Origin of the sequence: Microbacterium sp. Clip185 (assembly GCF_028743715.1) — a bacterium.
Taxonomy (GTDB): domain Bacteria; phylum Actinomycetota; class Actinomycetes; order Actinomycetales; family Microbacteriaceae; genus Microbacterium.
In genome coordinates, this window is the sequence record NZ_CP117996.1 from 2,999,155 (window position 1) to 3,013,686 (window position 14,532).

Genomic DNA, 14,532 nt, shown 5'->3' on the forward strand with positions numbered 1-14,532 from the left:
TCTCGTCGTGGGCCCTCGATGGATACGCTGGAATGATGAGCCTCATCGATCCCCGCGAGAAAGAAGCCCGCCGCAACGAGAAGTATCGGGGGAGCACGACAGCCCTGATCGCGACGCTCGTGTTCGGTGTCGCGTCGCTCGCGACGACGGCGCTCATCGGCTTCGGTATCGGCGGCTTCGTGGATCAGTTCCGCGTGATGAGCCTCAACAGCGTCTTCAGCACGTGGGACACCGCCATCCCGATCTGGCTGCGCGGCTGGTCGCTACCGATCGGCATCGTGGCCACGATCATCATGGTCGGCGGCTACAGCACCTGGAACCACCGTTACTCGGGGCGCACCGACGGCTACGCGTTTCTCGGCCCTCTGCCCATCGTGCTGGCGGGCCTCACGCTCGGGTCCTGGTACGCCACCACGCTGTGGACCAACCCCGACGCGGTCGGCGTCGCCATCGATCCGACGTTCGGGCAGAACGAGAGCTGGGATGCGGGCGCGTGGATCATGTACGCCGCGCAGTGGTGGCTGCCGGGCATCTTCGCGCTTCTGACCCTGCTGACGCTACTCGGCCGTCTGGGTGCCCAGAAGCGCCGCCGACTCAACAACGAGCTCGCCACGCAGCTGCTCCAGAGCGGTGCAATGGTCCAGGCCGAGATCACCGACGCCCCGCTTCGCGAGCCGAACTCCTCCCGGATGATGGCGGAGGTCACGCTGCGCTTCGAGGACGCCGAGGGCACGAGCCGCTGGGTGAAGTCCATCGTCGTCGTGCCGACGAAGCAGTTCCCCACCACCGGGTCGCGCCGCCCCCTGCTCTTCGACCCGGCGGATGCGGGCAACGTCCAGCGCATCCTCTTCTCGCCGACCGGTGGAACCAAACCCGGCGACTTCGTCTCCGTCTCCGCGGCCGACTGACCCGACCCCGCCCGGGGATGTCGGGTGCGGCGCGTAGCCTGAGACCATGGCCACCCGTCGCCCCGCTCCCGCGCCCTTCCGCTGCACCGAATGCGGGTGGACGACGGCGAAGTGGGCCGGTCGCTGCGGCGAATGCCAGCAGTGGGGAACCGTCGTCGAGGCGGCGCAGCCGACGGGGGTGATGCGCTCGCTCACGCCCGTGAGCCCCACCGCGGCGCGCGCGGCCCGTCCGATCACCGAGCTCACCACCGCGGAGTCGCCGCGGCGCGCGAGCGGTGTGGCCGAGTTCGATCGGGTGCTGGGCGGCGGCATCGTGCCGGGGGCGGCGATCCTGCTCTCCGGAGAGCCCGGCGTCGGCAAGTCGACCCTGCTGCTCGAGGTCGCGGCCCGTGCGGCGCGCGACGGGCACCGCGTGCTCTACGTGAGCGCGGAAGAGTCGACCGCCCAGGTGCGCTTGCGTGCCGAGCGCACGGGTGCGCTGCACGACGAGCTGTACCTCGCGAGCGAGACCGACCTCGCCACCCTCATCGGCCACATCGACGACGTCGAGCCGTCGCTGCTCATCGTTGACAGCGTGCAGACCGTCTCCTCTTCGCTCAGCGAGGGTCTCGCCGGTCACCCCAGCCAGGTTCGCGAGGTCGCGGCGACCCTCATCCGCATCGCGAAGGAGCGCGCCCTGCCGGTGCTCATCGTCGGCCACGTGACGAAAGACGGCTCGATCGCAGGCCCCCGCCTGCTCGAGCACCTCGTGGACGTGGTCTGCCACTTCGAGGGCGACCGGCAGACGTCGCTGCGGTTCGTCCGCGCCCTCAAGAACCGCTTCGGCCCCACCGACGAGGTCGGCTGCTTCGAGATGACCGGAGACGGCATCAGCGAGGTCCCGGATCCTTCGGGCCTCTTCCTCAGCAAGGGTGCCCCGGTCAGCGGCACGTGCGTCACGGTCGCCCTCGAGGGGCGCCGAGCACTGCCGGTCGAGATCCAGGCTCTCGTGGTGGCCGCATCCGGACCCAACCCGCGTCGCGTCGTGAACGGGGTGGAATCGTCACGGGTGGCGATGATCCTCGCCGTCCTGGAGCGCCGCACCGGGCTGCGGGTCGGCGAGCGCGACATCTATGTCTCGACCGTCGGCGGGTTGAAGATCACCGAGCCCGCCACCGACCTCGCGATCGCCCTCGCCATCGCCAGCGCCGCGACCGACCGCCCCGTGGGGCACCAGGTCGCCGCGATCGGCGAGCTGAGCCTCACCGGCGAGGTGCGTCCCGTGGCCCAGCTCTCCCAGCGCCGCACCGAGGCCGGCCGCCTCGGCTACACGACCGTCATCGACTCCGGTGCGAAGGACCTGCTGTCCGCCCTCGGCCGGGTGCACATCCCCACCCCCGCCGCCTCCGGTCGCTGACCCCCGACCCGGTCTGCGCTTCGCGCCCGGGTGCCGCCTCGTCCGCGGCTCCCCGCCCCCGCCGTGGGGGCACATCTTCCCCTCTGCCGAACTGCGTCGCAGGTGCGCAGATGCCACACTTTTCCGCATCCGCCACAGTCATTCACTGCCGCAACTGCGCGAAAGTGTGGCGGTAGCCAGAGGGCACCGGCTCGAAACCGCCCGGGACTCAGACCTCGAGCGCGGCGAGCAGGTCGGCGGGAGTGGCCTGCAGCGGATGCGGGCCCGCGATGTCGAAGAACACCGTGGTGATCTCCTCGCTGTGCGCGCTCAAGAAGCTCCGCAGCCAGTCCGGCCCCTGCAACCCGACCGTGGGCGGCAGCGTCTCGGGCTTGTGCGCGGCATCGCTGAACAGAAGCAGCGCCACCTGCCCGGTGTTGGGGTCGCGGTAGGTCCACACCTCGCCGGCGTCCAGTGGATTGTCGCTCTCGCCGGTGCGCATGAGGGGGACGACCGTGGGGCCGTGGCGCAGCGCGAACGCCACCGCCGCCATGTCCTGCGTCTGCAGCGCATCGGTCAGCGCGGTGTTGCGGAACTCCAACGGAGGCTGCTGCTTCTTCCCGCGCTTCTGCTTGCCGGCCATCCCCCCAGCGTATCCGCCGCGTCGTCAGCGAAGCGGCATCCGCAGGCACACGAGGCGCTCCCTCGTCTCCCAGGATGCGACCTCCACGAACCCGCGGCTCCGGTAGAGCCCGAGGGCGTCGTGTCGCCAATCCCACACCGAGAGCCGCAGGGATGCGGCCCGCGCCGCCGCCGCGCGTCGCACCGCCTCGGCGATGAGCGCCCCGCCCGCTCCGGCGCCACGCGCGGCGGGGTCGACCCAGAGTCGCTTGATCTCCGCATCCGCTCCCGCGACGCGCAGGATCACCATCCCGATGGTACGGTCGTCGACCTCGGCCAGCAGGACGTCCGAGCCGGGGAAGGCCGGGTCGGCGATCTCCGCTGCGTATGCGGGTGCGAGCGGCCCGAACTCCTGCAGATCGTGCGCAACCTTCTCCGCCTCGGTGCGCTCGTGGTATGCGCGCAGGAGTTCGGACACCGCCGCGGCGTCGCCGTCGGAGGCGATGCGGACGACGGCACGGCTCATCCCTCCATTCCACACCCGTGGGCGCGGGAGAATGGACGGATGACCTGGAGCCTGCGTCCGAGTACCCCCGACGACGCGGCGTGGATCGCGGAGCTTCGCGCGGAGGTCATGCGGCCCGATCTCGAACGGCTCGGGCGGTACGACCCGGTCTACGTGCGCCAGCGCTTCCTCAAGGCGTTCGACCCGGCTCTCACCCGCGTGATCGTGGTCGACGGAGAGGATGCCGGAAGCATCGCCGTGCGGCCCGCATCCGACGGCGTCTGGGTCGAGCACTTCTACCTCGCCACCGCCCACCAGGGTCGCGGAATCGGTTCCCGGGTGCTCTCGCTCGTGCTCGAAGAGCACACAAACGGCGCACCGCTGCGGCTCAACGTGCTGCAGGGATCGCCCGCGCGGCGGCTGTATGAGCGGCACGGTTTCGTGCTCTACCACGAAGACGAGATCGACGCATTCCTGCAACGGGAGCCGACCTCGCCGCTAGCGTGAGCGCATGAACCGCGATCGCATCATCGGCATCGTCGCCGCTGTCATCGGCCTCATCCTGGCGACCCTCTTCATGATCTGGGATCTCAACGGCGCGCCGTCGTGGCTGCACTACGTCTCCTGGATCGCCGGAGGCCTCAGCGGATGGGGGCTCGTGGTGGCCATCACGGCCGGCAAGCGCGGCATGAGGCCGTGAGCCTCAGCGCCCTTCGTTGACCGCGAGGAAGCCGGCCAGCGCCTGCTCGGTCTCGCGGAGCGTGCGGATGCGGTCCGCGACCCGTTCGCGCATCTCGGCCACCCGGGCGAGTAGTTCCGCGTCACCGTGCGACTTCTCTCCCGTGGCGCAGGGCAGGACGGCTCGAACGTCGTCGCGGGTGAACCCGAGCTCGAACATGGCGTGGATCGTGGCGACCATCGGCACGGCACGATCCGAGTAGTGGCGGTAGCCGTTATCGCCGCGCTGCGGGCTGATGAGGCCCAGCTTCTCGTAGTGCCGGATCGAGCGCGCGCTGACACCGCTCCGATCGCTCAGCTCGCCGATGATCATGTGCCCGCCCCTCGACTTGACCTTGACACGATGTCAAAGCATATCGTGTCGAACGGCCCCGAGAGCGGGCCGGAGCGGCGGAGTTCATGTTGGAGCAGATCGAGGTCGACGGGCGGATGCGGACCTTCACGGTCGTCGGGGAGCGGAGCCCGGGGCAGGCGCTCGTTCTCGTCTTCCACGGATCCAGGCAGTCGGGCGAGATCCATCGCGCGTTCACGGGCGGCGCGTACGACGCACTGGCCGACAGGGGTGCGCTCGTGGCCTATCTCGACGGCTACCGCGGCAACTGGAACGACGCGCGCCGCGAGAGCCGGTTCCCCGCGCGGCTCGCCGGAATCGACGATGTCGCCTTCGCCCGCGCGGTGATCGCGCGGCTGGGCGAGACGCACAGCATCGATCCGGACCGCGTGTACGCGATCGGATACTCCAACGGCGGCCAGATGGTCATGCGCCTGCTCCACGAGCCCGCCTCGCCGCTCGCCGGTGGCGCCATCGTCGCCGCGACGCTGCCCGAACCCGACAGCTTCCTGCTGCCCCAGGTCCTTCCCGCGCCGCATCCAGTGCCGGTTCTCCTCGTGCACGGCACTGCGGATCCGGTGGTCCCCTACGCCGGCGGACACATGCGGCGATGGGCGCAGCTCGTGTTCCGCGTCGGTGGCTCGTCCCTCTCCGCGCCCGACACCGCCGCATACTTCGCGCGCCGCAACGGCCTGACCGCTTCCCCGACGACGCACGCGGACGCGGCATCGCATCCCGACAGCACGCGCGTCGAGCGCGCCGACTGGCGGGAGGCGGGCCACCCGCCGGTCACGTTCGTCACGGTGCACGGGGGCGGCCACACCGTCCCCGGTCCCAAACCTGGGCCGCGCCTGATCGGCCGCACGGCCACGAGCATCTCGCTCGCCGACCTCGCGGCCGAGACGTTCGGACTGGGCGGCTAGTTCAGCAGGAACTGCGCCGACTGCGCGGAGGGGATGCCGCCGATCGACACGGCCAGGTGGTACGACGCGCCACCGCCCGGCGCCTTGGGCCGGTTCGTGTTCTGGCAGGTGTCGACGGCCGAGCGCGTGCGGTCCCATGTGATGGGCGTCGCGCTCGTCACGGTCTGACCCGCGGCCAGGGTCACGACCATGTCGCTCGGCTCGCTCTGGCAGTCGGTCGAGCGCCACCAGGTGTCCTCGCCCGACGTGACGGTGAAAGTCTGGCTCGTGGTGCCGACGTTGATCGTGCAGTCGGCCGCGGACGTGTTCGTGAGCCGGATCGACAGCTGCGGGTTCTCGTCCGCCGCGTAGCTCGACTGGTTGGTCAGCGCCTCCACGCGCACGTCGTCCTTGGTGCACGTGGGGATGCCCGCATCCGTCGGCTCACCGCCGGCCGTCGCCTCGTCCGCGGGCGCGTCGGTCGCGGGGGCATCCGTCGCGGCCGGCGTCGAGGCGTCGGGGGTCGCGACGGGGGTGGATGCGGCCGGAGCGGGCGCGGCGGCGGAGTTCCACGGCTGAGCGATCAGCAACCACACCAGACCGATGACGACCAGCAGGCCGATCAGCGCGACCAGGCGGCGTCGGCGGTACACGGCCTTCGACGGGCGGCGACGCGGGGTGGGGGAGCTCACGCATCCAGGCTACGTCGCACCCGGCGCCCTGCCCCGGCGGCTCTCCGCGGGCGAACCTCAGAGCTGCTTGAGCATCCTCGTGTTGCCGAGGGTATTGGGCTTCACGTGCGCGAGGTCGAGGAACTCGGCGATGCCCTCGTCGGGGCTGCGCACCAGCTGCGAGTAGACGTCCGGGTCGACGACGTGCTCCCCGATCGGCGCGAAGCCGCGCCGGGTGAAGAAGTCGACCTCGAACGTGAGGCAGAACAGCCGCGAGAGCCCGAGTGTGCGCGCCTGTTGCTCAAGCCCCTCGACGAGTGCCCGCCCGACGCCGCGGTGCAGCCACGCGTCGTCGACGATCAGCGTGCGGATCTCACCCAGGTCGTCCCACATGACGTGGAGGGCGCCGCATCCGATGAGCTCGCCCTTCGCATCCTCGGCGACCAGAAACTGCTGCACCGCCTCGTAGAGCACGACGATGTCCTTGCCGAGCAGGATGCGGCGCTGCACGTAGGGCTCCAGCATCCGGTGGATCGCACGCACATCTGCCGTCCGCGCCGGCCGCACGGTGAACTCGCTCACGGTGCAACCCTACGCCGGGATGCGGCGCGAACGCCGAAGGGCCGGATGCGGCGTGCATCCGGCCCTTCGTGCGTGTGGCGGTGTCAGCTTCCGGCGACGATGTCCGGCGTGGCCGAGATCTCGCCGGCGACGCTCGCGCCCAGTGCGACCTTCTCGCCGCGGGGGGCGATGTCGAACGTGAACCGGCCGCCCTCGGCGTCGACCTTCACGTGGTCGCCGGCGTTCAGCTCGCCGTGGAGGATCTTCTCGCTGAGCTGGTCCTCGACCTCGCGCTGCATCGCACGGCGCAGCGGACGCGCACCGAGCGTCGGGTCGAAGCCGATCTCGATGAGGCGGTCCTTGGCCGCATCCGACAGCTCCACCGTGAGGTCGCGGTCGAGCAGACGCTCGGCGAGACGCTTGGTGAACAGGCCCACGATCTGACGCAGTTCCGTCTTGTTCAGCTGCGGGAAGACGATGACGTCGTCGACGCGGTTGAGGAACTCGGGCTTGAAGTGACGCTTCAGCTCCTCGTCGACCTTGCCCTTCATCCGCTCGTACGTCGTCTGCGCGTTGCCCTCGACCTGGAACCCGACCGGGCCGCCGGCGATGGCCTGCGAACCGAGGTTCGTGGTCATGATGATGACCGTGTTCTTGAAGTCGACGACGCGGCCCTGACCGTCGGTCAGACGACCCTCCTCGAGGATCTGCAGCAGCGAGTTGAAGATGTCGGGGTGCGCCTTCTCGATCTCGTCGAACAGCACGACCGAGAACGGCTTGCGACGCACCTTCTCGGTGAGCTGACCGCCCTCCTCGAAGCCGACGAACCCGGGAGGGGCACCGAACAGTCGCGACACGGTGTGCTTCTCACCGAACTCGCTCATGTCGAGCGAGATGAGTGCACCCTCGTCATCGAACAGGAACTCCGCGAGCGCCTTGGCGAGCTCGGTCTTTCCGACACCCGTGGGGCCGGCGAAGATGAACGAACCGCTCGGACGCTTCGGGTCCTTGAGGCCGGCGCGCTGGCGACGGATCGTGCGGCTGAGGGCGGCGATCGCCTCTTCCTGACCGATGACGCGCTGGTGCAGCGCCTTCTCCATGAAGACGAGACGGCTGGTCTCCTCCTCGGTCAGCTTGAACACCGGGATGCCCGTGGCCTGGGCCAGCACCTCGGCGATCAGGCCCTCGTCAACGACCGCGGTGGTCGCGACGTCGCCGTTCTTCCACTGCTTCTCCAGGCGCAGCCGCTCAGCCAGCAGCGACTTCTCCTCGTCGCGCAGCGACGCGGCCTTCTCGAAGTCCTGCTCCTCGGATGCGGCTTCCTTCTGCTCGCGCACCTTGGCGATCTTCTCGTCGAACTCGCGCAGCTCCGGCGGGCTCGAGAGGATCGACAGGCGGAGGCGGGCGCCGGCCTCGTCGATCAGGTCGATCGCCTTGTCGGGCAGGAAGCGGTCGGAGATGTAGCGGTCGGCGAGGTTCGCGGCCGCGACGATCGCGCCGTCCGTGATCTGCACCTTGTGGTGCGCCTCGTACCGATCGCGCAGGCCCTTCAGGATGTTGATCGCGTGGGGCAGGCTCGGCTCCGCGACCTGGATCGGCTGGAAGCGGCGCTCGAGTGCCGCATCCTTCTCGAAGTGCTTGCGGTACTCGTCGAGGGTCGTCGCACCGATCGTCTGCAGCTCGCCGCGGGCGAGCAGCGGCTTCAGGATGGATGCGGCGTCGATCGCGCCCTCGGCGGCACCCGCACCCACCAGGGTGTGGATCTCGTCGATGAAGACGATGATGTCGCCGCGGGTGCGGATCTCCTTCGTGACCTTCTTCAGGCGCTCCTCGAAGTCGCCGCGGTAGCGGGAGCCGGCGATGAGCGAGCCGAGATCGAGCGAGTAGACCTGCTTGTCCTTCAGCGTCTCGGGAACGTCGCCCTTCACGATCGCCTGCGCGAGCCCCTCGACGACGGCCGTCTTGCCGACGCCGGGCTCACCGATGAGGACGGGGTTGTTCTTGGAGCGACGCGAGAGGATCTGCATCACGCGCTCGATCTCCTTCTCGCGCCCGATCACCGGGTCGAGCTTGTTGTCGCGCGCGGCCTGGGTGAGGTTGCGGCCGAACTGGTCGAGCACGGCCGAGCCGCCCTGCGCACCGGTCGTGGCCTGCTCGCCGGCACCGGTGGCGACGCCCGCGGGCTCCTTACCCTGGTAGCCGCTCAGCAGCTGGATGACCTGCTGGCGCACCTTGTTGAGGTCGGCGCCGAGCTTGACGAGCACCTGGGCTGCGACGCCCTCGCCCTCGCGGATGAGGCCGAGCAGGATGTGCTCGGTGCCGATGTAGTTGTGGCCCAGCTGCAGCGCCTCGCGCAGGCTCAGCTCGAGCACCTTCTTGGCGCGCGGCGTGAAGGGGATGTGGCCGGTCGGCTGCTGCTGACCCTGGCCGATGATGTCCTGGACCTGCTCGCGCACGGCGTCGAGCGAGATGCCGAGACTCTCAAGCGCCTTGGCGGCGACGCCCTCGCCCTCATGGATGAGACCGAGCAGGATGTGCTCGGTACCGATGTAGTTGTGGTTGAGCATCTTCGCCTCTTCCTGGGCGAGCACAACCACGCGACGGGCTCGGTCGGTGAATCTCTCGAACATCGCGGCTACTCCTCCGGCGCCAGATGACGCCAACATCGGGCGCACCCTCCGGCGCGCTGTACATCGAGGCTAACCAGAGCACGCATGCGGCAAGCCCGTGTTCGCCGTGGGCGCACCGCATCCGACGCTTGCGGTCGCATCCGTCATGCCATATCGTTTTTCGATAACAACGATATTCGATATGCCAGGGAGGACCTCATGACCACCCCCACTCAAGCCCGCGTGCTGCGCGGCAGCGACATCGCCGCGATGTGGATCTTCGTCGGCGCCGGGATCGCGGTCGTGGGCGTCACGCTCTTCTTCGCGATCGGACGCATCGTCGACGCACTCAGCGGCAAGGCGCTTCCCGTGGAGGCGCTGTTCTCCAACACGACGGTCGCGGCTCCGATCGGCCCCGACGGGGCGATGCGCGACGTGCTGCTGGAGCGGGCGTGGATCACACCGAGTTCCCTCTCGCCCGCCGGAACCGGTGCGCTCGTGATCCAGCAGCTCGTGCTCGCCGCATCCGTCACCGCGGTCGTCGTGTGCCTGCTGCTGGTGACCTTGTCGGTCATGCGAGGGCGCGTGTTCAACGGGCGCAACACGGTGCTCGTCGTCGCCGCGGGCGCGTCGGGTCTCGCTGGGCTGTTCGGAGTCCCGTTCTTCGGCAACATGGTCGCCAACGACGCCTTCCGCGACATCTCACAGGGCACCTTCGACAACCCCGTCATGAGCGTCGACCTGCCGCCGGTGATCCTCGCCGCCTTCATCGTGGCGATGGCGAGCACGGTGTTCACGGTCGGCGACCGCCTGCAGCGCGACACCGAGGGCCTGGTATGAGCCCCGCGGAGGACGACGGCCCGAGCGGTGTGCACTGCCGACTCGACGAGCTGCTGACCGAGCGCGGGATGACCCTGGCGGAGCTGTCCCGCGTGGTGGGCGTGTCGGTGGTGAACCTCTCGGTCCTGAAGAACGACCGGGCCCGCGCCATCCGGTACTCGACGCTGTCGGCGATCTGCCGCGCCCTCGACTGCGAGGTCGGCGACCTCCTGGTCCGCCAAGACTGACCGCGTCGTCTCCCGCTTGTTCGAGGGACTCTTCTTGTCGCTTCCCCGGCCAAAACTGCGCAGCTCGGGTCCCTCGAGCGGGGTGCCTTCATGTTCGAGGGACTCTTCTTGTCGCTTCCCCGGCCGAAACCGCGCAGTTCGGGTCCCTCGAACAGGGCTTCTCCGTGTTCGAGGGACTCTCTTTCCGACGGTATCCGCGCCGCATCCGCGAGAAGGGTCCCTCGAATACTCCCCGCCTGCCTAGCCTTGTCACCACGACCGTTCGCGCAATGCGCGGCGGACACGACCGGCGACCGCCGCGGCCTGGTTCATCAGCTGCACGCCGGTGACCCGCACCACCAGCCACCCGCACCGCTCGAGTCGCTCCTGCCGAAGGATGTCCGAGGTCCACTGTTCGCGATCGACCCGATGATGGTCGCCCTCGAACTCCACGACGACTCTCTCCCGCGGGTACACGAGATCACCCCACGCGATGATTTCGCCGGTGTGATCGCGAAGGGGGTGGTTGAGCTCTGGTTCGGGAATCCCGCTGCTCACGAGAAGCAACCGCAGAAGCGACTCAGGGCGGGAGAGCGACCGCGTCCGCACGAGCGGTAGCGCCTCACGAAGGCGAGTCACTCCCGGTCGCCGCCCGGCCGATGCGGCGGCCGCGAGCTCTTCCGGCGTGGCGAGTGCACCACTCCCGGAACCGAACATGGGTTCGCGAACGGCGGAGTCCCCGATGGCGACGAGTTCGTGGGTGTCGACAACCTCGGCAGCCAGGCAGGCCCAGGTGCTCGCTGGCGAGGTGACACGGAGACCCCGATACATGCGAACCGAGACGTGAGACGCCTTCACGTTATGCCCGGTCACTCGAGCACCGCGCGGAGTGCGGCCCGGGGCGATAACAGCGACATCGATGCCGCGCTCGAGGCATCGCAGGACCAGCCCCGGCGGCAGCGTCAAATCCCACAGGACCGCAGCGGCGATGTGGGAGAAGAACTGGTCCTGCGGCATCACCAGTGAGTACTGTCGGCACGTGCGTCGAATGTTCTCCGCGAGATCGGCGATATCCTCACCAGCCGGGTGGGCAGACGCGCTTGCAGCGACCCTCATCCCGCGAAATGGCGACTCGAGATCCCGATATCTCAACCGAGCCGGCGAGACGCCGACATCCCGCGCTTCCGCCACCGAGAAGGTGTCGCCCAGGTTCGCCGGCAATGCGGAAGGTCTCATGTCCTCAGCCTGAGCGGCATGCGCAGCCATCGCGGGTCGCAGACCCTCCGTTGGCGGACGACACGCCATCCCTACTCAGCTGCGGAGAAGACGCCGCACGGTTCTCGACGGGCGCGGGATGTGATCCGCGCCCGAGCGAGCCCGCGTTTCGGGTCCCTTGAGCCTCATCCTCATCCGTTCGAGGGACCCGAGATGTTGCCGTTCGGGGCGAAACACCACATCACGCGTCCCTCCAACACAGCAACCCCTGGTTCGAGGGACCCGAAACGTCACGGATCGACGCGAAACACCGCATCGCGGGTCCCTCGGACAACGCGAGCACCCGGAACCCCGGGTAGCGAGCAGCGCACAGCGGGCAGCGAGCACGCCGGCGCACCGCCGAAGCCGGGGAGCCGCGGGTCAGAGCACGGGGACGCGGGTGTTGTCGAACGTGTCGCCGACCAGCACGAGCTCAACGCCGGCACCCTCGGCCACGCCCTCGGGGGAGGCGATCAGCGCGCGCGGCGCCATGTCCATCGTGCAGGCGCGGTCGGCGGGCGGGGTCTGGAACGTCACCGTGATCTCGGCGTCCGCCGTCTTCTTCATGGTGTCCACGACAGGCGCGCAGGAGGAGGAGCCCCACGTCACGAGCGCGATATCGCCCGAGGTGAGCCAGCCCGCGCTCGGCATGAAGTCGGTCTGCGTGCCGGAGCCCGCGAGCCCCTCCGCTCCGGGCAGCTCGACGCTGCCGGATGCGTTGCCGTAGCTCACGTCCACGCGGGTCGCCTGCGCAGGATCGACTCCCTCGGGAGCCGCGACGAGCGTGACGCGCGGCACGAGGTCCTTCGTGCAGGGACGCTCGGCGTCGACTGCGGGGTCGGCGAAGCTCACCGTGACCACTCCGTCCGCGAAGGCGGGTGTCTCCGCGACCGGCACGCAGGTCGAGCTGCCCTCGGTCACGACCGCGATCATCCGCCCGCTGTCGACCCAGCCCGCATCCAGCTGCAGGTCGGCGACCGCGGTCTCGCCGGGCGCGGCTTCGCCCGCGCATCCGGTGAGCATGCCCGCAGCGACCAGCAACGAGCCGGTGATGGTGAGCAGGGTCGTGGTGCGGCGCATGACGGCTCCTCGGAGATCTGCGGATGCGGCCGCAAGACGACCGCCGTGCTCACATCCTGTCGCAGCGACCTGCGCATCGGCGGCAAGCCCGGTAACGGGCCGGTCACGATCGCCGCTACTGCAGCGCCGAGGTCAGGCGGGCGAGGTTGTCGAGAACCGTCGAGCGCAAGGGCTGTTTCAGCCACTCCTCGAGGGTGAGTTCCGTGCTGAGCTCGCGGTAGCGGTCCTCGACCTGCCGCATCTCCTCGACGAACTCCTCGCCGCGCACGAGCATCGAGATCTCCATGTTGAGACCGAACGAGCGCATGTCCATGTTGCTCGAGCCGATGACCGCCACCTCGTCGTCGATCGTCATCGCCTTGGTGTGCAGGATGAAGGGCTTGCGGTACATCCAGATGCGCACACCGGCGCGCAGCAGCACCTCGTAGTAGCTGCGTTGAGCGTGGTAGACCATCGCCTGGTCGCCCTCTTCGGAGACGAAGAGCTCGACCTCGACGCCCCGGTGGCACGCGGTGGTGATGGCGTTGAGGATCGACTCATCCGGCACGAAGTAGGGGCTGACGAGGATGATCCGTTCCTTCGCGGCGTACATGAGCCCGAGGAACAGGCGCAGGTTGTTCTCGAACTCGAACCCTGGACCGCTCGGCACGATCTGGCAGTCGAGATCCCCCGTGGCCTGACGCAGGTCGAACTCGTCGACCTCCTCCGTCAGTAGCTCGTCGGTCTCGCTGTACCAGTCGGAGAGGAAGACGGCGTTGACGCTACCGACGACGGGCCCTTCGAGGCGCACCATGAGATCGACCCAGTGCAGACCGCGACGGATGTTCTTACGCAGGTTGTACGTCGAATCGGTGACGTTCTGCGAGCCCATGAAGGCGATGTCGCCGTCGATGACGAGAAGCTTGCGGTGGTTGCGCAGGTCGGGACGCTGGTACTTGCCGCGCAGCGGCTGCACGGGCAGCATCAGATGCCATTGCGCTCCCATGGCGTCCAGACGTTTCAGCGTGCGGCGGTAGAACGGCTTTCCTCGGTTGGCCCAGTGATCCAGCAGCACGCGCACCGTGACGCCCCGCTTGCGGACCTCCTCGAGCGCACGGAAGAAGTTGTCGGTCGACGCATCCGATTGAAGGATGTAGAACTCGACGTGCACGTAACGTCGGGCGCTGCGGATGGCGTCTGCCATCGCGTCGAGGCTCTCCTGATAGTCGGCGATCAGGTGCGCCTCGTTGTCACCGGAGAGCGGCATGGCCCCGAGGTTGGTGTTCAGCCGCACGAGCGAGGTGAACCAGCCCGGCGCGCCGGGACGCAGCGTGCCGTGATCGAGTCCGGCCGTGGCCTGCTGGATGTACTCGTTGATCGCGCGCTGCTTGCGCCGGCGCTTGCGCGGCAGGCGCGGCGTGCCGATCACCAGGAACAGCACCACCCCGATCACGGGGATGAAGTAGATCGCGAGCAGCCATGCCATGGCCGCCGTGGGACGTCGGTTGCGGGGGACGATGATGATCGCCGCGATGCGGATCACGATGTCGAAGACGAAGACGGCGATCAGCCACCACGATCCGAGATCGATGTCGATGTTGATCATGCCGTCTCCCCCGCCCGCATCCTGCTCAGCGTACTGGCAGGGCGCAGGACGGCCGCGTGGTGCGCGCTCAGTGGTCGGAGGCGACCGGAGGCAGGCCGCGCTTGGCGCGTTCCTCGGCCTCGATCTCCGAGTACACGCGACGCTCGGTGCGGTCCATGCGCAGGATCGAACGCACGATGAAGAAGAACGTCGCCGTCACGACGATGGTCGGCAGAATCGACCACAGCGCCGCGACCCAGATGTTCTCCACGCCTCCATGGTACGCGACGGCTTCTCCACACCGGCCGGGCTCCGGCGCGGCGGCCTGTGGGTTCGGGTGGGGCCGGCCCCGAACGCGCAGCCTCGA

The 14,532-nt window shown here is 68.9% G+C and carries 17 protein-coding genes; 7 read left to right on the forward strand and 10 right to left on the reverse strand.

What is annotated here, in order from left to right:
- The first annotated feature begins 35 nt into the window (after positions 1-35).
- Positions 36-908 carry a hypothetical protein gene (locus PQV94_RS14610; RefSeq protein WP_274286492.1) on the forward strand — a complete coding sequence of 291 codons (873 nt, stop codon included), beginning with the start codon at positions 36-38 and terminating at the stop codon, positions 906-908.
- A 46-nt stretch (positions 909-954) separates the two neighbouring features.
- Positions 955-2,304, forward strand: a complete 1,350-nt coding sequence (gene radA / locus PQV94_RS14615; RefSeq protein ID WP_274286493.1) for a DNA repair protein RadA — start codon at positions 955-957, stop codon at positions 2,302-2,304.
- Between the two features lie 208 nt (positions 2,305-2,512).
- Here radA and PQV94_RS14620 read toward each other — a convergent pair whose 3' ends face one another.
- On the reverse strand, positions 2,513-2,926 hold the full coding sequence (locus PQV94_RS14620; protein ID WP_274286494.1) for a dehydrogenase: 414 nt from the start codon (positions 2,924-2,926) through the stop codon (positions 2,513-2,515).
- A 24-nt stretch (positions 2,927-2,950) separates the two neighbouring features.
- Positions 2,951-3,430: a GNAT family N-acetyltransferase gene (locus tag PQV94_RS14625; RefSeq protein WP_274286495.1), complete on the reverse strand. Its 480-nt coding sequence runs from the start codon at positions 3,428-3,430 to the stop codon at positions 2,951-2,953.
- A 39-nt stretch (positions 3,431-3,469) separates the two neighbouring features.
- On the opposite strand from PQV94_RS14625, the gene PQV94_RS14630 reads away from it, so the two are divergent.
- Positions 3,470-3,916, forward strand: coding sequence for a GNAT family N-acetyltransferase (locus PQV94_RS14630; RefSeq protein WP_274286496.1), 447 nt, complete (start codon positions 3,470-3,472; stop codon positions 3,914-3,916).
- A gap of 4 nt (positions 3,917-3,920) precedes the next feature.
- Positions 3,921-4,109, forward strand: coding sequence for a hypothetical protein (locus PQV94_RS14635; protein ID WP_274286497.1), 189 nt, complete (start codon positions 3,921-3,923; stop codon positions 4,107-4,109).
- 3 nt (positions 4,110-4,112) lie between these two features.
- On the opposite strand, the gene PQV94_RS14640 is transcribed toward PQV94_RS14635, so the two are convergent.
- A complete protein-coding gene (locus PQV94_RS14640; RefSeq protein WP_274286498.1) occupies positions 4,113-4,460 on the reverse strand; it encodes a MerR family transcriptional regulator in 348 nt (115 codons plus the stop codon).
- 86 nt (positions 4,461-4,546) lie between these two features.
- On the opposite strand from PQV94_RS14640, the gene PQV94_RS14645 reads away from it, so the two are divergent.
- On the forward strand, positions 4,547-5,401 hold the full coding sequence (locus PQV94_RS14645; protein WP_274286499.1) for an alpha/beta hydrolase family esterase: 855 nt from the start codon (positions 4,547-4,549) through the stop codon (positions 5,399-5,401).
- On the opposite strand, the gene PQV94_RS14650 is transcribed toward PQV94_RS14645, so the two are convergent.
- The 3 genes from PQV94_RS14650 to PQV94_RS14660 form a co-directional block, all read right to left on the reverse strand.
- The gene (locus PQV94_RS14650; protein ID WP_274286500.1) at positions 5,398-6,072 is read right to left on the reverse strand and encodes a hypothetical protein; all 675 of its coding nucleotides are present in this window, start codon (positions 6,070-6,072) and stop codon (positions 5,398-5,400) included. The two genes, PQV94_RS14645 and PQV94_RS14650, sit on opposite strands and share 4 nt — an antisense overlap.
- Before the next feature lie 57 nt (positions 6,073-6,129).
- Positions 6,130-6,633 (reverse strand): amino-acid N-acetyltransferase, encoded by a 504-nt coding sequence (locus PQV94_RS14655; RefSeq protein WP_274286501.1) that lies wholly within the window; start codon positions 6,631-6,633, stop codon positions 6,130-6,132.
- An 83-nt stretch (positions 6,634-6,716) separates the two neighbouring features.
- Positions 6,717-9,242, reverse strand: a complete 2,526-nt coding sequence (locus PQV94_RS14660; protein WP_243230960.1) for an ATP-dependent Clp protease ATP-binding subunit — start codon at positions 9,240-9,242, stop codon at positions 6,717-6,719.
- Between the two features lie 198 nt (positions 9,243-9,440).
- Between PQV94_RS14660 and PQV94_RS14665 the strand changes: the two genes are divergently transcribed.
- Positions 9,441-10,061 carry a hypothetical protein gene (locus PQV94_RS14665; protein ID WP_274286502.1) on the forward strand — a complete coding sequence of 207 codons (621 nt, stop codon included), beginning with the start codon at positions 9,441-9,443 and terminating at the stop codon, positions 10,059-10,061.
- The gene (locus PQV94_RS14670) at positions 10,058-10,288 is read left to right on the forward strand and encodes a helix-turn-helix domain-containing protein (protein ID WP_274286503.1); all 231 of its coding nucleotides are present in this window, start codon (positions 10,058-10,060) and stop codon (positions 10,286-10,288) included. Before PQV94_RS14665 ends, PQV94_RS14670 begins: the two co-directional genes overlap by 4 nt.
- A 249-nt stretch (positions 10,289-10,537) precedes the next feature.
- On the opposite strand, the gene PQV94_RS14675 is transcribed toward PQV94_RS14670, so the two are convergent.
- The 4 genes from PQV94_RS14675 to PQV94_RS14690 form a co-directional block, all read right to left on the reverse strand.
- Positions 10,538-11,533, reverse strand: a complete 996-nt coding sequence (locus PQV94_RS14675; RefSeq protein ID WP_274286504.1) for an endonuclease domain-containing protein — start codon at positions 11,531-11,533, stop codon at positions 10,538-10,540.
- A 369-nt stretch (positions 11,534-11,902) separates the two neighbouring features.
- Positions 11,903-12,601, reverse strand: a complete 699-nt coding sequence (locus tag PQV94_RS14680; protein ID WP_274286505.1) for a hypothetical protein — start codon at positions 12,599-12,601, stop codon at positions 11,903-11,905.
- A 115-nt stretch (positions 12,602-12,716) separates the two neighbouring features.
- Positions 12,717-14,186, reverse strand: a complete 1,470-nt coding sequence (gene cls / locus PQV94_RS14685; protein WP_274286506.1) for a cardiolipin synthase — start codon at positions 14,184-14,186, stop codon at positions 12,717-12,719.
- Between the two features lie 67 nt (positions 14,187-14,253).
- The gene (locus PQV94_RS14690; protein WP_274286507.1) at positions 14,254-14,436 is read right to left on the reverse strand and encodes a hypothetical protein; all 183 of its coding nucleotides are present in this window, start codon (positions 14,434-14,436) and stop codon (positions 14,254-14,256) included.
- Positions 14,437-14,532: the final 96 nt, after the last annotated feature.

Bases quoted from the DNA above. Each gene is read 5' to 3' on its own strand.
- PQV94_RS14640 (WP_274286498.1), bottom strand. From the start codon at position 4,460: ATGATCATCGGCGAGCTGAGCGATCGGAGCGGTGTCAGCGCGCGCTCG.
- PQV94_RS14675 (WP_274286504.1), bottom strand. From the start codon at position 11,533: ATGGCTGCGCATGCCGCTCAGGCTGAGGACATGAGACCTTCCGCATTG.
- radA (WP_274286493.1), top strand. From the start codon at position 955: ATGGCCACCCGTCGCCCCGCTCCCGCGCCCTTCCGCTGCACCGAATGC.
- PQV94_RS14665 (WP_274286502.1), top strand. From the start codon at position 9,441: ATGACCACCCCCACTCAAGCCCGCGTGCTGCGCGGCAGCGACATCGCC.
- PQV94_RS14680 (WP_274286505.1), bottom strand. From the start codon at position 12,601: ATGCGCCGCACCACGACCCTGCTCACCATCACCGGCTCGTTGCTGGTC.
- PQV94_RS14610 (WP_274286492.1), top strand. From the start codon at position 36: ATGAGCCTCATCGATCCCCGCGAGAAAGAAGCCCGCCGCAACGAGAAG.
- PQV94_RS14645 (WP_274286499.1), top strand. From the start codon at position 4,547: ATGTTGGAGCAGATCGAGGTCGACGGGCGGATGCGGACCTTCACGGTC.
- PQV94_RS14670 (WP_274286503.1), top strand. From the start codon at position 10,058: ATGAGCCCCGCGGAGGACGACGGCCCGAGCGGTGTGCACTGCCGACTC.
- PQV94_RS14630 (WP_274286496.1), top strand. From the start codon at position 3,470: ATGACCTGGAGCCTGCGTCCGAGTACCCCCGACGACGCGGCGTGGATC.
- PQV94_RS14635 (WP_274286497.1), top strand. From the start codon at position 3,921: ATGAACCGCGATCGCATCATCGGCATCGTCGCCGCTGTCATCGGCCTC.
- PQV94_RS14660 (WP_243230960.1), bottom strand. From the start codon at position 9,242: ATGTTCGAGAGATTCACCGACCGAGCCCGTCGCGTGGTTGTGCTCGCC.
- PQV94_RS14620 (WP_274286494.1), bottom strand. From the start codon at position 2,926: ATGGCCGGCAAGCAGAAGCGCGGGAAGAAGCAGCAGCCTCCGTTGGAG.
- cls (WP_274286506.1), bottom strand. From the start codon at position 14,186: ATGATCAACATCGACATCGATCTCGGATCGTGGTGGCTGATCGCCGTC.
- PQV94_RS14625 (WP_274286495.1), bottom strand. From the start codon at position 3,430: ATGAGCCGTGCCGTCGTCCGCATCGCCTCCGACGGCGACGCCGCGGCG.